The organism is Pseudarthrobacter oxydans (genome assembly GCF_013314975.1).
Lineage (GTDB): Bacteria > Actinomycetota > Actinomycetes > Actinomycetales > Micrococcaceae > Arthrobacter > Arthrobacter oxydans.
Genome location: NZ_JABTYH010000046.1, coordinates 1 through 16576 on the forward strand (window position 1 = coordinate 1; position 16576 = coordinate 16576).

14 protein-coding genes are annotated in these 16576 nt (G+C 68.0%); 5 read left to right on the forward strand and 9 right to left on the reverse strand.

The window, feature by feature from the left end; genetic code table 11:
* The first annotated feature begins 282 nt into the window (after nt 1-282).
* Complete coding sequence (locus tag HTS88_RS20425) at nt 283-789, forward strand: hypothetical protein (protein ID WP_174181771.1); 507 nt, start codon at nt 283-285, stop codon at nt 787-789.
* Nucleotides 790-803: 14 nt separating this feature from the next.
* Here the strand turns inward: HTS88_RS20425 and HTS88_RS20430 are convergent, their stop codons facing one another.
* The 6 genes from HTS88_RS20430 to HTS88_RS20455 all read right to left on the reverse strand — a co-directional run bounded on the left by HTS88_RS20430 (nt 804) and on the right by HTS88_RS20455 (nt 6640).
* Nucleotides 804-2267 carry an amidohydrolase family protein gene (locus HTS88_RS20430; RefSeq protein WP_174181773.1) on the reverse strand — a complete coding sequence of 488 codons (1464 nt, stop codon included), beginning with the start codon at nt 2265-2267 and terminating at the stop codon, nt 804-806.
* Nucleotides 2264-2647, reverse strand: coding sequence for an RNA-binding S4 domain-containing protein (locus HTS88_RS20435; protein WP_174181774.1), 384 nt, complete (start codon nt 2645-2647; stop codon nt 2264-2266). The genes HTS88_RS20430 and HTS88_RS20435 overlap by 4 nt, the downstream gene beginning before the upstream one ends.
* A 79-nt stretch (nt 2648-2726) precedes the next feature.
* On the reverse strand, nt 2727-3854 hold the full coding sequence (locus HTS88_RS20440) for a sulfite oxidase (RefSeq protein ID WP_174181776.1): 1128 nt from the start codon (nt 3852-3854) through the stop codon (nt 2727-2729).
* 91 nt (nt 3855-3945) lie between these two features.
* Nucleotides 3946-4815 carry an SDR family oxidoreductase gene (locus HTS88_RS20445; protein WP_310112929.1) on the reverse strand — a complete coding sequence of 290 codons (870 nt, stop codon included), beginning with the start codon at nt 4813-4815 and terminating at the stop codon, nt 3946-3948.
* A 7-nt stretch (nt 4816-4822) separates the two neighbouring features.
* On the reverse strand, nt 4823-5827 hold the full coding sequence (locus tag HTS88_RS20450) for an aldo/keto reductase family protein (protein WP_174181778.1): 1005 nt from the start codon (nt 5825-5827) through the stop codon (nt 4823-4825).
* Between the two features lie 27 nt (nt 5828-5854).
* Entirely contained in the window at nt 5855-6640 is a 786-nt protein-coding gene (locus tag HTS88_RS20455; protein ID WP_174181781.1) for a hypothetical protein, read from the reverse strand.
* A gap of 164 nt (nt 6641-6804) precedes the next feature.
* Between HTS88_RS20455 and HTS88_RS20460 the strand changes: the two genes are divergently transcribed.
* The gene (locus HTS88_RS20460; RefSeq protein ID WP_174181783.1) at nt 6805-7203 is read left to right on the forward strand and encodes a YchJ family protein; all 399 of its coding nucleotides are present in this window, start codon (nt 6805-6807) and stop codon (nt 7201-7203) included.
* Here the strand turns inward: HTS88_RS20460 and HTS88_RS20465 are convergent, their stop codons facing one another.
* The 3 genes from HTS88_RS20465 to HTS88_RS20475 all read right to left on the reverse strand — a co-directional run bounded on the left by HTS88_RS20465 (nt 7204) and on the right by HTS88_RS20475 (nt 10511).
* A complete protein-coding gene (locus HTS88_RS20465) occupies nt 7204-8040 on the reverse strand; it encodes a TIGR04086 family membrane protein (RefSeq protein WP_174181785.1) in 837 nt (278 codons plus the stop codon).
* 64 nt (nt 8041-8104) lie between these two features.
* Entirely contained in the window at nt 8105-10147 is a 2043-nt protein-coding gene (locus tag HTS88_RS20470) for an acyl-CoA dehydrogenase family protein (RefSeq protein WP_217432776.1), read from the reverse strand.
* Nucleotides 10148-10208: 61 nt separating this feature from the next.
* Nucleotides 10209-10511 (reverse strand): hypothetical protein, encoded by a 303-nt coding sequence (locus HTS88_RS20475; RefSeq protein WP_174181787.1) that lies wholly within the window; start codon nt 10509-10511, stop codon nt 10209-10211.
* Between the two features lie 239 nt (nt 10512-10750).
* On the opposite strand from HTS88_RS20475, the gene HTS88_RS20480 reads away from it, so the two are divergent.
* Genes HTS88_RS20480 through HTS88_RS20490 form a run of 3 tightly spaced genes read left to right on the forward strand, consistent with a single transcriptional unit; the run spans nt 10751 to nt 16459 of the window.
* Nucleotides 10751-12208: a DUF3375 family protein gene (locus HTS88_RS20480; protein WP_174181789.1), complete on the forward strand. Its 1458-nt coding sequence runs from the start codon at nt 10751-10753 to the stop codon at nt 12206-12208.
* Nucleotides 12201-12959, forward strand: coding sequence for a DUF4194 domain-containing protein (locus HTS88_RS20485; RefSeq protein WP_174181791.1), 759 nt, complete (start codon nt 12201-12203; stop codon nt 12957-12959). Before HTS88_RS20480 ends, HTS88_RS20485 begins: the two co-directional genes overlap by 8 nt.
* Nucleotides 12956-16459, forward strand: coding sequence for an ATP-binding protein (locus HTS88_RS20490; protein WP_174181793.1), 3504 nt, complete (start codon nt 12956-12958; stop codon nt 16457-16459). The genes HTS88_RS20485 and HTS88_RS20490 overlap by 4 nt, the downstream gene beginning before the upstream one ends.
* The last annotated feature ends 117 nt before the right edge of the window (nt 16460-16576 follow it).

The following is a 16576-nucleotide window of genomic DNA, read 5'->3' on the forward strand; positions in this document are numbered from 1 at the left end:
GGGCCGTCAGCCGCGACCGGAACCGACAACAGGGAACGCGAGATGTCAGCAACGGACAGGACCCCGGGAACCGGCGCCACCCAGGAGACAAGGCGCGTGGCGTCCGCAGGCGCAGCGGGTTTTCCCGCCACCTGCGCTGGTGGCAGTGCCCCTCCCAGCACCTGAACCGCTTCCATAAACAAAGTCTTCCAGCAGGGTCTGACAACAACCGGCTGCTAAGGGCGGTATGTGGATAAACCGGGATAAGCCAAGTGGCCGTGAGGCGTGCTGTTGAATGAGGGAATGCAGTTCTCCAGAAAGGGCCTGAAAGCCGAGGGGTTCGCGGGCTTCCGTCCCATCGGTTCGCTCGAGGCCATGCGGATCCCGCAGGGTACAGGCGTCTTCGCCGTCCTGGCACCGGAAGGGTTCCAGCCCCAATTCCTCAAAAAAAGCACCGCAGGCGTCTTCAAGAGGAAGGACCCGTCCCTGCCCGAGCCCGCCCTCGCCGCCGAATGGGTGGACGCCGCCGTCGTTCTGTACCTGGGGAAGGCAGGCCCGGGCAGCAAGGGCAACCGCGGCCTCCGGCGGCAGGTCCAGGAATTCCTGGATTTCGGCCAGGGCAAGCCGCCGGGGCACTGGGACGGCCGGCTGGTCTGGCAGCTCGCGGATGCGGACCAGTTGCTGATCGCCTGGAAGGAACTGCCGGCGGAAAAGCTCGCCAAGGCAGAAGCGGGCTACCACGCGGCCTTCGTCGAGGAACACGGAAGGCTCCCGTTTGCCAACCTCGTGAGGGCACGCACAAAGGGGTGAGACCGCAGCCTGACCTACGCCAGGCCGCCGTCGTACGTAAAACGCCCGGCGACGAGCGTGGCGGCCACCGGCATGGCCGCGAACACCGCGTCCGGCGCAGCCAACGGATCGGCATCAAGAAGTACCAGGTCGGCGGGATCACCCACGCGCACCTGCGAACGCCCCCGGCTCGAAGCCAGGAGCGCCTGCCCGCGGGTAATGGCTTCCTGGGGATGCCACGGCCCGCGCCCGTCATCGCGGGCCCGCGCCGTGGCCGCCGCCATGGCAGCCCAAGGATCCAGTGGGGCCACCGGGGCATCCGAGCCCAGCAGCAGCGATGCCCCGGCGTCGAGCAGGGAACGCAGCGGGAAAGCGCGGTCAGTCCGCCCTGGCCAGTTGGTCTCCGCGGCATCGCGATCGTCGAGTGCATGGACAGGCTGGACACTGGCCAGCACGCCCAACGAACCGAAACGCGCCAGGTCCTCCCGGCGGACAAACTGCGCGTGCTCGATCCGCCCGCCAATCCCGGCCCGTTCGAAAGCGTCGAGGGCCACCTGGTTGGCCGCATCCCCGATCGCGTGGACGGCGGGAAGGAATCCGGTGGCCCTTGCCCGCTCCAGCAGCGCCAGGAGCTCCTCCGGCTCCACCGTCAGGAGCCCGTGCCCGCCAAAGGGGTAGGGATCCACGCAATAGGCGGTCCGGGTGTTCAACGCCCCATCAATAAGCACCTTGAGCGGCCCCACCCGCAGCAGCCCCTTGCCGCCGTCGACCTCCTGCCCGGTCCTCATGCCTTCGGCCGCAGCGCGCTCAAGGTCGGCAGGGTAGACACCGGCGTCCACCCGGAGGGCATCGAAGCCGCCGGCAATCCGCCGAAGCCACGGGTCCCGGTTCCAGGTCATCTCGAAATCCACCACGCCCACCACGCCACGGGCAGCAGCCGCCCTGGCGGCTCCGGCCACCCAGGCATCCACCACGGCGTCGGGCAGGCGGCCCAGCTCCCGTGTCAGGGCAAAGGCCGGGTCCTCGCGCAGCAGCCCGGAGGCGTCCACCTGTACCGCATACCGCCTGGCCGCAGCGGTATTGAGCCACACGCTGTGCAGGTCGTGGCTGACCAGTGCGGTGGGCTGGCTGCCGGTTGCCTCATCCAGCAGCGCCAGGGAGGGCGTGTCCGGCCACAGGGCGTCACGGAAGCCGACGCCGACGGCGGTCACCGCCGGATCGGCGCCGGGCATCGAAGAACGTACGACGGCGGCCGCATCCTGGGCGTTGACGGCACCGGAGAGGTCCATGCGGTTGGCGTGCAGCGCCCACTGGGTCATGTGGACGTGCTCGTCCCAGAGCCCAGGTAGCAGGCAGCGCCCGCCGGCGTCGATGACGCGCGCGGCTACCGGAGACTCAGCATCTGCGCCAAACCCGGCCACCCGGCCGTCGCTGATGTGCACGCTGTACAGTGCGGCGTACCCGGGTATCCGCACGTTTGCAAGGACCAGGCCCGTCACGCCGAACCGCGGAGCCGTTCCATCTCGCGGCGGTCCTTCTTGGTGGGCCGTCCGGCGCCCCGGTCGCGCTGCGGCAGGCCGAGGGCGGGGGCGACCGGGCGGGGCGGTGTGTGGTCGGTGAAGCAGTGCGAGGCCGGTTCAGCCCCAACGCGCTTGTTGATCAGCCGGCGCACCTCGAGGATGCGTTCGTAGCCGGACATCCGAACGGTGACTGTGTCGCCGGTGACCAGCGTCGCGGATGCCTTGGCAGGGCTGCCGTTGAGCCGGATGTGGCCTGCCCGGCAGGCAGCCGTAGCCGCGGAGCGGGTCTTGTAGGCGCGGACGGCCCACAGCCACGCGTCGATGCGGACACTGGCGGGGGAGGAAGGAAGGCTGGTCATGGCTGGCACCGAGTATAGCCCGGCCCGCTTTCCCGGCGCCGGACCTGTCGGCGGCTCCAGCACCAGCCGGGCCGCCAGGCTACCCAACCGTTACGCTGATGCGCTGCACCACGTTGTTGCCCATCCCCTGGTAGTTCCAGTTCTGCTCCAGGGGCTGGGTGGCTCCGGTTGAGTCCGTGGCACGGCAGGACAGCACGTGCCCGCCCGGGTCCGCCACCCACGGCATGGTCCACTTCCGCCACGCGTATCCGCCCGCAGGCTTGTCGAGCTGGGCCGGCAGCCACGCGCCGTCGATGCCCACCTCCACCGACGTGACGGCACCCCCGCCGGACCACGCCCTGCCCTGCAGCAGCACCGGCCCTGGTTTCAGCATCCGGTTGCGGGTCAGGAAGTCCGGGATGCCCGGCGGAACCATCAGCGAACGCACCCTGATCCGCGAAACCGGCGTGCCGGCGTCGTCCGCTGATTCCTGGTAGCGGTAGGCGACCTCCTGCTGGAAGCCCTTGAACGGGGTGGTCACCACTTCGATAGATTGCAGCCATTTCACGCTGGCCATGCCGTACCAGCCGGGCACCACCAGCCGCAGCGGGTAGCCGTGCTGGGGCGGCAGCTCAGTGCCATTCATCGCATAGGCAAGGACGACGTCGGGACGCAGCGCTTCATGGATCGGCAGGCTGCGTGCGTAGCGGTGGGGGACGCCGCCCTGGACGCCCTCGTCCACCCCGGTGAACACCACTTCGACAGCGTGCGGGTGGACGCCCGCCTTTCCCAGGAGGTAGGCCAGGGGTACGCCCGTCCAGTGCGCGGTGCCCACGCCTTCCAAAATCCACGGCTGGCTGACCGGCCGCGGGTCCAGGAGCGACCGTCCGTTCCCGGCGCACTCCAGGGTGACGGGCACCGTGATGACGGGGTCCCTGCGCAGGGCGGCCATGGTCAGTTCCATGGCCATGTCCACCGCACCGCTGATCCGCAGGTGCCAGGAGGACTCGTCAATGTCCGGGATGTCGAAGTGGGTCAGGACGTAGTGCAGCCCCGGTGGGGTGATGTCACGGCGGAGGGCCTCCAGCGGCATGGAGTGGTTGCGGGCCCCCAGCTGGAGTTCCTCCCGGGTGATCGGGCCGGTGGTGGGCCCGGCCGTGTGCGCAGCGGGGCTTTCCGCCGCTGCGGCTGGGCCCGCGGACTGCTGGTGCGTGAAGATCTGTTTCATGGTGGTGCCACTCCTGCCGGCCGGCTTGAACGTCCCCTGTCCACAGGTCTACGCCCGCCCTGCCGGCACGTCAACGGCCTTCCCGTTGGAGTCAGAGGACAGGCCTGGCCAGGAATTCCCGCAGGCTGATGGGGTCTTCACCGGTGAGCCCGTGGACGTCCGGTGATATCCCCGCCATGTCCCCGGCCGCGATGGCGGTATACGTGCTGACCCACGCGTCCACCTGCCACGGAGGTGCGCCATAGGAGGCCCGCGACGCGTAGGCCTCCTCCAGCGTCTCCGGCTGGTAGGTGACGGTGCGGCCCGTACTCTGCGTGATGATGTCCGCGGCCTGCGCCATGGTGAGTTCCTCGGGACCCGTGAGGTTGTAGGTGGCGCCCTTATGGATGGCGGGGTCGCGCAGGACGGCCACGGCGCAGCGGGCAACGTCCTCGCGGGCCACCCCTGAGAAGGCGCCGTCGCCGGCCGGTCCGCGGATCACGCCGTCCTCCCCGGCCAGGAGCGGCAGGAAGTCCAGGTACAGGTTGTCCCGCAGGAACGTGAAGTCCATGCCGGACGCCCGGATGTGCTCCTCCGTGGCGTAATGGTCCCGGGCCAGGGTAAAGGTGGCATCGGGTGCCGCGCCGTAGAAGGACGTGTACACCACATGCTGCACCCCGGCGCCTGCCGCGGCGTCGATGAAGGCGGTGTGCTGCTGCACCCGGTCCTGCGTCTCCGCGGCGGACACCATAAACAGCACTTTCACGCCGTCCAGGGCCTGCCGGGCAGCCGCGGTGTCCGTGTAGCTGCACACGGCGGGCGTGGCACCATCCAGCTCAGGCGCGCGCGCAGGATCGCGGACCAGCAGCCGCTGGGTGGAACCCAGCGCGGCGAGTTCCCGCGCCACCATGCCGCCCAGCCCGCCGGTGGACCCCGTGACGCCGAGGCCGGGGAAGTCAGGCAGTTCCGCTGCGGAGGTCACGGGCGCCCTAGGCTTCGCGCGCGGCGGGGGACTTGGTCTGGGCAGGGTCCCGCTCAGCCAGCGGTCCGATGGCGTCGTCGATCTTCTTCAGGACCTCCGGTTCAAGCTTCACGCCTGCCGCCGCCACGCTGTCCGCGATCTGCTCCGGCCGCGAGGCACCGACGATGGCCGAGGCCACGTTCGGGTTCTGCAGCACCCACGCCACGGCCAGCTGCGGCATGGACAGGCCCGCTTCCTCGGCAATGGGCTTGAGCTCCTGCACGCCTGCCAGGACGTCGTCGCGCATCCAGCGCTCGATCATCTTTGCGCCGCCCTTTTCATCCGTGGCGCGGCTTCCTTCAGGGGCAGGCTGGCCGGGCAGGTACTTGCCGCTCAGCACACCCTGCGCCATGGGGGACCAGACAATCTGGGACACGCCCAGCTCCTCCGACGCCGGCACCACCTCGGCCTCGATGACCCGCCACAGCATGGAGTACTGGGGCTGGTTGGAAATCAGCTGGAAACCGAGCTCCCTGGACAGTGCGTGTCCTTCACGCAGCTGCTCTGCAGTCCACTCGCTGACGCCGATGTACAGCGCCTTGCCCTGCCGGACGATGTCCGCGAAGGCCTGCATGGTTTCTTCCAGCGGCGTCTCGAAGTCGTAGCGGTGGGCCTGGTAGAGGTCCACGTAGTCCGTCTGCAGGCGCCGCAGCGAGCCGTTGATGGATTCCATGATGTGCTTGCGGGACAGGCCAAGATCGTTCTTGCCCTTGGGGCCGGTGGGTCCATAGACCTTGGTGAAGATTTCCAGGGATTCGCGCCGTTCGTTCTTCAGCGCAGCACCGAGCACCGTTTCCGCTGCCGTGTTGGCGTAGACGTCGGCTGTATCGAATGTGCTGATGCCGGCGTCGAGCGCTGCGCGTACGCACTGGGTGGCGACGTCGTTCTCCACCTGCGAGCCGTGCGTCAGCCAGTTGCCGAACGTGATTTCCGAGACTTTGAATCCGCTGTTTCCGAGGTATCTGAATTCCATGGGTTTCACGCTAACCCAGATGGTTGCTCAGGGTAAGGGCTGTCTGCCCTTCGACGCAGTCCCTGTGGAACCCGTTTCCTTGGCTGCCTCCGCCGCGGCCCTGCTGATCTGCGCCGGGCCGGACAGGGACACCAGTGATCCGGTGTCCAGCGGAGCCAGGACGTGGGGGACCTGCGGCTTCTTGAAGGACCGGGGCAGCTCCCGCGAGGGACGGCTGTTATCCAGTGCGGACTCCACCAGCGGGGCCACTTCCGCAACCTCTTCTGCCGGCACCTGGGGATCGGGCAAATCCCGCACTGAAAGCTTGATGTCCGGCGAAGCCGCGCGTGCCTTGGCCTTTGCCCGGGCGTCCGCGTCCGCAACGGCAGCGGCCCAGTCCTCCGCGAGGACCGGCGGCTCGCGGCGGGCGGCGGCCAGCGCGGGGTGGTGTTCGACGGCGGTGCGCAGCGTCGTTTTCAGGTGGGCGGGCTGCAGCGCGGCGCGCCAGTCGCGGGGAGGCTTCCCGGCCCGCTTGCGGAACGCGCGCGCAAGCAGCCCGGCGTGTGCCGGTCCGGCTGCGGACGCCGCGCCAGCGCCGCCGTCGGACGCCTGCTGCTGGCCCCCGGCAGGTCCGGCGAAGCGTACAAGGGGAAGGGATTCTTTTCGGGAGCGCCGGCCGAACAGGGCCATCAGCAGCGCGGCTGCCAAGCGGCCAAGCCCGGCAAGGACCAGGGTGATGACCCCCAGCAGGAAGAGGACCAGGAACATCAGGAGTGCAACGCCCACGGTTCCCAGGAACGTCAGGTTGAGGATGAGCGTATCCGGATTCTCCACGTCATCTCTCCTCTCTGCCGGCAGCAGGACGCACCCCGGCCCTACTCCGCCAGGGCGCCCGCTCCTTCTCCACCTTACGGATTTTTGGGGTGCCGTGCCGCCGGACGCTGGGGCGCGCCCCGGGTTGTAGCAAAGCTGTTACCGCGTGTGACAGCATCTTTTGCATGACGGTATCCATGGACCAGGAAAACTGCCTGTGCCTGTCCGGGGAGCAGTACGGACAGTGCTGCGGACGCTTCCACCGGGGAGTGGCGGATGCTGCCACCGCTGAGCAACTCATGCGCTCCCGCTACAGTGCGTTCGCATTGCTGGACGCGGACTACCTGATGCGCACCTGGCACCCCCGGACAGCGCCGGCGGAGCTGGAACTGAATCCGGGCATGGAGTGGCGGCGCCTGGACATCCTCTCCACATCCGGCGGCGGACCGCTGGATACCGAGGGGGTGGTGGAGTTCAAGGCGTACTACCGGCACGGCAGCGGCCGCGGCGTCCTCCACGAGACCAGCCGGTTCGTGCGGGAAAACCGCCGCTGGCTCTACGTGGACGGGGACGTCCACGCCTGACTACTCGTTGTCGTAGGCACTGTCCGGCGTGAAGCCGGCCCGGTCCACCTTGCGGTGGAACCGCATGCCGGCAAGTCCGCCGAGGACGGCGCCAACCAGGGCAACAGCGGCCACCACGACGGCGGCGATGATGCTGGTGGTGGTCAGCTGCCCTTCGTTAATGGGGATCCGCGGGAAGCTGTTGAGGTTGGCCAGCACGTTGAACTGCTGCCCCGCCACCAGGCCCAGGATGGACACAAGGATCGCCACGATCAGCGCCCAGATCCACACCATGAGGCCCTGTTTGGCACCATTGAAGCGCGCCATCCTGCCTGCCACGTAACCGCCGGAGTAATAGGACAGGAACAGGATCACCAGCAGGACAATGATGCCCACCAGGCCCACCGTGCCCTGGTTCTGGGCTGCCTGGCTGACAGCTTCATTCACATCGGTATTGGTGGCCAGGCCAACAGCCGTTCCCGCCGCCGCCACAAAGGCGGTGAGCAGCACGGCCATGCCGGTGGCAGTCAGCCAGCCGAAGAACGCGGAGCCCACCTTGATGCCGCCGAACTGTTCCTTTTCCCGGGCCACGGCGGTCTGCCGGTCGGTCAGGTTGGGATCGGCAGCCGGCGCGGAAGCTGTGGGAACGTACTCCCGCTCGGCGGAGGCACCGGCCCGCCCTGTGCGGTCCGGCACCCGGTCAAAGGTGGAGGTCGGCGCGGCATCGCTTGCCGGCACCTGCGGGTAGGAGCGGGTGGGCTCGCCGCCAACGGCATCGTCGCGGCGGGTCCCGGTTCGGTCAACATCCTCGCGGGCACGCCTCGGAGGCAGGTTCTCTGGGTCTGTTGAGCTACTCATGGCTCCACTCAAGCATCACCCACCAGTCATAGCAAGGATGCTTACTATTTCGTGACCTGTGGCGTCACCGGTACCTGCGGTGCAGGTTTTCCCGCCGGGTGGCTCCGGGGGAGGCATCAGCGATCCACGGGCCGGTCCCTTCGGACTGGTCCAGGATGCCCTCCTCAAGCCAGGTGTAGTCCCCGGCCAGGACCTTCCGCGTGAGGGAGTGGTCGGCGTCGTCCGTGTTCCGCCACAGCTGGTCAAAGTACTCGTCCACACGAACCCGGGCCTGCTCGCAGTAGGCCTCCGCCAGCTCGTAGGCACTGGCGGCCTTTTCCGGTGCGGTGTGCAGCAGGTTCTCCGCCCGGGCGCAGCACGCGGTCATGGCGAACAGCTCGGCGCCGATGTCCACCACCCTGCCCAGGAACGCCTGCTTCCGTTCGAGCTTCGCCTGCCAGCGGCCCATCCCGTAGAACGTCTGGCGGGCCAGCCGCCGAGACGAACGCTCCACGAAGCGCAGCTGCTTGGCCAGCCGCCCGAACTCACTGTAGGAGCGCGGGTCCATGCCGGCGCCGGCCACCAGCCTGGGGAGCCACCGCGCGTAGAAGCCGGAAGCCCCGACGGCGGCCCTCGCCTTGTCGGACAGGCTCGCGTCCAGCGACGCAAGGTCACCGGCGGCGGCCAGGTGCGCATCCACCGCCTCCCGGGCGATCAGCAGCCGCATGATTTCCGACGAGCCCTCGAAGATCCGGTTGATCCTCAGGTCCCTCAGCTGCTGCTCCGCAGGAACGGCGCGCTCGCCGCGTGCCGCCAGCGAATCCGCGGTCTCAAAGCCGCGGCCGCCCCGGATCTGGACCAGTTCATCGGCAATCCGGCAGCTGATTTCCGTGGCCCAGAGCTTGGCCAGGGCAGCCTCGATCCGCACGTCCTTCTGGCCGGCGTCGGCGAGTTCGGCGGAGAGCTCAAAAACCGCGTCCAGGGCGAAGGCGGAGGCGGCGATGAATGCGATTTTTTTGCCCACGGCCTCGTGCTCGCCCACCGGCCTGCCCCACTGGGTCCGGGCGTTGGACCATTCCCGGGCGATCTTCAGGCTCCAGCGGCCCGACGCCACGCACAGCGCCGGAATGGAGAGCCGTCCAGTGTTCAGGGTGGTGAGCGCAATCTTCAGTCCCTGCCCCTCGCGCCCCAGCCGGTTGGCGGCCGGCACCCGGACCTGGTGGAACCGGGTCACGCCGTTTTCGATGCCCCGCAGGCCCATGAACGCATTCCGGTTTTCCACCGTGATGCCCGGCGAGTCCATTTCCACCACGAAGGCGCTGATGCCGCCCTTGTGGCGGGTGCCGTCAGCATCCGTGTGCGCCGGCACCACGGCCATCACCACCACCAGTTCCGCAATCACCCCGTTGGTGGTCCACAGCTTGACGCCGTCCAAAAGGTACGCCTCGCCGTCGTCCGTGGGCGTTGCAGTGCTGCCCAGCCGGGCGGGATCGCTGCCCACATCCGGTTCCGTCAGCAGGAAGGCAGTAATGGCGCCGGCCGCGCAGCGTGGCAGGTACTCGCGCTTTTGTTCCGGGGTGCCAAAAACCTTCACCGGTTCCGGCACCCCGATTGACTGGTGGGCCGAGAGGAGTGCACCGAGGCTTGGGTGCACGCTGCCCAGCAGCGCCAGGGCCCGGCCGTAGTACACCAGGGACAGGCCCAGGCCGCCGTATTCCCGGGGGATCTTCATCCCGAAAACACCCAGGTCCGCCAGGCCCCGGATGTAGTCGTCGGGAATCATGGCATCGCGCTCGATCACCCGGCCGTCCATGGTGCCCGCGAACTCCAGCAGCCGGGCCATGAATGCCTCGCCCCGCTCCACGGAAGCCGGGTCCGGGGTGGGCCAGGGGTGGACCAGGCTGAGGTCGAAGCTGCCCAGGTAGAGGCCTTTGGCGAAGCTGGGCCGCTCCCAGCCGGATTCCCGTGCCGCTTCCGCCACGGCGCGGGCCTCATCGGCCGTGACGCCGGCGCCGATTTTGCCGGCGGGTACGGGGGTGTCCTCTGCGGGGGAGTCTGTTGCCGGTCCTGTGGAGGTGGGGAGGCCGGTGGCAGGGCTTGTTGCGGGGCTGTCAGTGGCGGAGCTCATGGGTCATCTCCTTGGCCGGATTGGCCGGTGTAGCCATGGATCCGCCGGGTTGGAGAACCCTTCAGCTGTCCCTCAAGATTACCCGCGGGTAGGTTCCGGTGCTAGGGGAAGCCTGGGCCTGGAAATCGCCTGCAACGTCCACCGTGGCGGCGTGGTGAACCAGCCTTTCCCAGCCGGTATTAATACCGTGCACCACAGCCAGGAGCGTTTTGGACGCCAGCGTCCAGCCCAACTTTCCGGCCCCCAGGAGGATCAGTGCCACCAGTCCCGAGGCCAGGACGAAAGCGGCCAGGATAAACCCGAATACCAGCGTGCCCACGAACACCAAAGTGGCGTTGTCCACTGCTGTCAGATCGAACGGCATGAGTCCCCCTGCTGCGTCGTTGCGTTTGTTAGGAGTTGGTTGAGACCAGTAGCACGAGCGTAGGGGGAGCCTCCCTTTCCAGCCAGAGCCGCAACGGGCGCAAACCCCTGTTGATATGGGATCGAAACACTACCGCCCGGTAGGTCACGGAGTGGTCGCGGCGCCTGCGTTAACCTTGTAGTTGGCGGTTTTCCGATCCAGTCCGCCGCCCCGCCCCGCAAACAGTCCAAGGAGAGTGTGTGCCCCGCTCCGCCAGGTCATCCGCTGATGCCATCAGCGCCCGGCTTCGGGACCTCGAACTCCTCACCAAAGGACCCGCCTGGGCGCTGACGCGCTCAGCGCCCTGGGTGATCGCGGTGCTGCAGGCGTCCTTTACCCGCACCCGGCCGCAGCTGCCGCTGGAGGAGTTCCATGCCGACGTCGACTCCTTCCTTGAGGAGCTCCGCCGCCAGGACCCCGGGCTGGGTGGAGGGGCGAACGGGAAGTCCTTTGGCGACGAGTGGACGCGCCGCCAGTTCCTGACGCGGCGCAACCAGTCCGGCCAGATCGTCTACGAGGTGACGGAACCCGCGGCGCGCGTGCTCGCCTTCCTGGACAGCCTCTCCAGCGAACGGTCCACCCTCAACGGGTCCCGCCTGGGAACGCTGCTGGGCGACGTCGAAAAGCTCGCCAACGAGACCAACCCGGACCAGAGCGCCCGGCTGGAGTCCCTGGAAGAGGAGATCGAAGAACGCCAGCAACTGATCCAGGACATCAGCAGCGGCGAATTCGACGGCCTCCTGGATGACGACGAGGCGGTAGAGGCCGCGGGAAACATCCTGGACCTGGCGGCAAGCCTGCCCGCCGACTACAAGAAGATGCGTGACCGGATCGAGGAACTGGTGGGCGAACTGCGCAACCAGATCATCGAGGAGTCGCTGACCAAGGGCGCCACCATGGCCCAGGTGCTGGAGGCGGACAAACGCCTCCGGCAAAGTCCCGAGGGCAGGACGTTCCGGTCCTTCACCGCCTTCCTCGAGGATCCGCAGCAGCAACTGCGCTTCCGGTCCGCGATCGGGGAGGTCCTGGGCCGGCAGTTCGCCGACGACCTGTCGCCGGAGGACCGGGAAACCCTGAAGAACCTGGTGGCGGAGCTTCGCCACCAGCACAGCCAGATCCAGCGGATCTACGGCAAGCTCAGCGAGAGCCTCAATACCTACGTCCAGAGTGACGACTTCCGCCAGTCCGTCCGGCTCCGCCAGGTCCTGCGGGAGGCCGAGCAGGCCATCAGGTCCCTTCCCTATGAGCGGGAACGCCCTGGCCTGGTCCCCGGGCCGGTCCTGTTCAACGCGGGGTTCGAATCGCTGTCCATGGTGAAGCTCTTCGATCCCGACGAGTTCGCCGCCCCGCCCAAACTGGCCGATCCCATCGCCTTCAGCGACTCCGACCGGGTGCGCTCGCCGAGGACCGGCAAGGCGAAGCCGGAGGTGGTGCGGGCTGCCCTGGCCGGCGCCTCCACCCTTTCCGAGGCGTGGCAGCAGCTGCCGCCCGGAGAACAGCACATCAACACCATCCGCGCGCTCCTCTCGCACGCCCTCCACGCCGGCGCTGGCTTCGACAAGCAGGGCCTTGAGGCACTGGACTACGAACAGATAGACGGCACCACGCGCAGGGCCTACCTGCCGCTGGTCACGCTTCCAAAGGATCCTGATGACTGAAGAGACAACCACGACGACGGCGGAGCGGCCTTTCGCCGTCACGCCCCGCGACACTTTCGTGGACGGCGCCGCGCTCTTCCCGGGCGATACCGGGGTGCTGTCCATGAAGGTGCGGCAGGCACTGGTAAAACTCCTCAAAGGCCCCTACGTGGACGGCGGCCGGGACGAAAAACTGTGGACTGTCCTGCTGGACAACCAGGTGATCCTGCGAAGCCGGCTGTCCGAGCTGTTCCTCACCATGGAGCTGGACCACGAACGGAAGATCGCCGTCCTGCGCCCGGTGGACCCCGACGCCATCGGCGGCAGCACCCGCTCCAGCATCCTTCGGCAGCAGCGTGCCCTCAGCCGGGTGGAGACCATCGTGCTGCTCCGGCTCCGGCTGCTCCTGGACCGCCATGTCACCGCGCAGACCGACCCCACCATCACCCGCGAGGAAATCGCCGACCTGGTGGCGCACTACCAGCCCGCCGGTCAGCAGGACGCCCTGCGGGATTCGGACGTGGTGAACAGGGCCATCACCAAGCTCCTGGCCCGCCAACTCCTCCTCCCTACAGGGCTGGACGACGTCTACACCATCTCCAACGCCCTGCCCCTGGCCCTCCCGTTCGACAACATAGGCGACATCCCCGCCCACATAGAGGCCCTGGTGGCAGCAACCACAGACCCCGCGGGCACGGAGGCGCTCCTGGAGTTCGACAACGGAGCAGCCGGTTCCGCGGACAGCGACACTGACACGGAGGACGCCCAGTGAGCATCGCTTCCATGCTCCCGTTGGGTGAGCTGACAAACCCCGGACAGATGCGCCTGGCCCTGGTGCAGGTGGTCAACTGGGGCACGTTCCACGGAGCCCACACGATGCATGTGGACCGCAACGGCACGCTGCTGACAGGCAACTCGGGCGTGGGCAAGTCCACGCTGTTCGACGCCATGCTGCGGGTCTTCGATGCCCGGCCCAGGTCCAACGAGGCCGCGGCCCAGCGTTCGGGCGGAGCCGTGGAGGACAAACGGACCACCTTCACCTACATGCGGGGCAAGGTGGGCGACAAAGCTGTGGGAGAGGGCTCGGCCAGCGCCTTCCAGCGGCCCGGTGCCACGTGGTCAGCCGTCGCCCTGACGTTCGATAACGCGGCCGGCACGCGGGTGACCGTCTCGGCCCTGTTCGACCTTCCCAAGAACGGCACGGAGTCGAGCGTCGGACGTTTCTATGTCATCGACCACGACCCGCTGGACCTGGAAGCCCTCGAAGGCATCGCGGACAAGCGGTTCACCAAGGCTGCGCTGGAGACGATCTTTCCCGATGCGCAGGTTTTCGATGTCCACAAGGCCTTCGCCGAGCGGTTCCGCCGGCTGCTGGGCATCAACTCGGACCAGGCCCTTCCGCTCCTGCGTGTCATCCAGGCCGGCAAGGGCCTGGGCGGCAGCGTCAACACGTTCTTCCGCGACCAGGTCCTGGACGCCCCGGCCACCCTCGCGGCGGCGGACGACGTGGTGGAGGAATTCAGCAACCTGATGTCCATCCGGCAGCGGCTGGAGGACGTCCGCCAGCAGCGGGACCAATTGGCACCGGTTCCCGGACTGAACCGGGAGTACGCTCAGGCGCTGCTGGACGCCAACAAGCTGCGGGACCTCGCCGGCGAGGAGTTCGAGGCCTACAAGCAGAAGCTGGCCGTCACGGTCCACCAGGGATTGCTTGAACGGTTCAAGGGATTGGCCCAGGCGAAGGCGAAAGAGCTTGGTGCCGAGCGGACTGTCCGGGACGGGCTGGCCAAGGACCTCCGCCAGCTGGAAGCGGATTACAACAACCAGGGCGGCAACGCCATCTCCGCAATCGAGCAGTCCCTGGAAAACGCCCGCGTTGGGCTGAAGCTCCGCCAACAGGTGGAGGAGACGGCGCGCCAGGCGCTGGCCGACGCCGGCCTGCAGCTTGACTGGACCGAGGAGGGCTGGGAGCAGGCGCACGGGCAGGCGGCAGCAAGGTCCGCGGAGCTCAACAACGATTCCCAGGCCCTCCAGGAACTCCGCTTCGAGGCCTTCGACGCGCACGCAACCAAGAAGCGCGAGCTGGCCGCGGCTGAGCAGGAATTCGTGTCCCTGAAGACGCGCAAGTCGCTGCTGCCGCCGTCGAGCATTGAAAACCGGGCCGCGATCGCCGCCGCAACCGGCATCCCGGAGGACCGGATGCCGTTCGCCGGCGAACTGATGGACCTCGCCGAGGGGCAGGAGAAGTGGCGCCCGGCCGCCGAGCGGGCGCTCCGCAACCTGGCCACCACGCTGCTGGTGCCGGGCGAGCACTTCGCGGCGGTCACCCGGTACCTCAACGATCACGCCGTGCGCGGCGCGCTGCGGGCCGTGGACGTGTCCAAGCCACTGTCCGGCGGCGCGCTGGCGCTGGAGGACGTGCGCGACGGCGACCTGCTGACCAAGCTGGACATCCTCACCACGGGCGTCGCGGCCGAGGCAGGGTCCTGGATCCGTGAGCGCATCGCACTGGACTTCGCCTACCCTTGCGTCGAGGACCCGGATGAGCTGGCCTCACTGGACCGCGGCCTCAGCCTGGGCGGCGTGGTGAAGCGCAACCGCCACACCGTGGAAAAGGACGACAGGTTCACCAGCCGGCAGGATTACGTCCTCGGGTTCGACAACGCCGCCAAGCTGGAACTTGTTGCCGGGCAGGCGGAGGACCTGCGGCAGGAGGTGGCCAAGGCAGCAGAGCTGGCGCAAAGCCGGGAAGACTCGCACCAGGGCATGGCCCGGCAGCTCGAGGCCCTGCGCCGCATCGCTGAGGACCACCGTGGCTGGGACCAGGTGTCGGCGGCAGTGGCCGCCGAGGAGCTCGCCCGGCTCGAGCAGCGGCTGAAGGACGCCCTCGCGGCACAGGCAGACCTGGAACCGCTGCGGGCCAGCATCGAGGAGGTGCGGCAGAAACACCAGGCCAGCACCGAGGCCGCCGCCGTGCTGCAGAGCGAGTACAAGGCACTGGACCGGCAGCTCACCGCTGCCGATTCCCTGCTGGAAGGTGCCCGCCAGCGCCTGGCCCAGGCGCCGCCGTCGGACGCCACCGTCACTGCCCTGGAACCGTACTTTGCCGATTTCGGTGATGTGACGGAGATGCACGAGCTGGACAACCTCGCCCACCGGGTGCGCACCGCCCTGCTGGCGGAGCTCCACACCGCCGAGTCCCGCGGGCAGGCCACCGCCGAGCGGCTTACACGCATCTTCGAGGCGTTCGTGCGTGACTGGGGGAGCGCCGTCTCGGCAGACCACGGCACCACGATCGGTGCCGCCGGCGAGTTTGAGACGCGCTACCACGCGATCGTGAGCGACGGCCTCCCCGCCCAGGAAGCGGAGTTCCGCCAGTTCTTCAACCAGCGCACGCACGAGTCCTTCAGCACGCTGCTGCACCTGCTTGATGAGGAGCGGCGCTCCATCACCAGCCGCATCCTGCCGCTGAACGGCATCCTGTCGCAGGTCAACTTCCACGAGGGGAGCTTCCTCGAACTGGACATCAAGCAGACGTTGCCTCCCACGGCCAAGCAGTTCAAGGACGCGATCCAGAACGCCCTGAAGGCCCGGCATTCCCGCCCGGCCAAATCCGAAGCGTCGAGGAAAGTCGCCACAGGCTTGGAAACAGGAGGGGAAGCAGGCGGAGAAAGGGACGACGAAGCCGAGCTCACCGCCCGCTACAAGTCGCTGGAGACGCTGGTGAAGCGGCTGGGCTCGCAGGCGCCCGAGGACCGGCGGTGGAGGGCCGAGGTCCTGGACGTGCGCGGGCACCTGTTCATCCAGTGCAAGGAGCACCGCGAGGTTGCACAGCCGGCGTCCGGCAAAAAGGGTGGAGCGAAGAAGTCCGAGGTGTTCATGCACGCGGATACCGGATCCATGTCCGGCGGGGAGCGCCAGCGGTTCACGGCCTTCATCATGGCTGCCGCACTGAGCTACCAACTGGGCATCGCGGAGCAGGGCTTCACCACGTATGGCACCGTGATGATGGACGAGGCCTTTGTGCTGGCTTCCGAGGAGTTCGCCGGCGCCGGGATCAAGGCGCTGCACGAATTCGGGTTCCAGCTGCTGCTGGCTGCCCCCGAGAACGTCATCGACCTCTCCCGGCACCTTGGTTCCGTCACCGAAATCCTCCGTGACAAGCGCACTAACCGCTCCGGAGTGCTCACAGCGCCGGTCATCACACCCCGGCCGGGCGAAGAGGGCGCATGGCGTTCGGAAGCGAACCCGGTGGACATCGTCCTGCGCTGAGCGCCCTGACCGCGCCCATATAACAAATTGATGGAATTATTGCGGAAGCTCTGGTGACGGGTGCTGCTGCCGTGCCACTCTGGGCTTTAGCAACTCACCCCGCCTGAGTAAATCCCA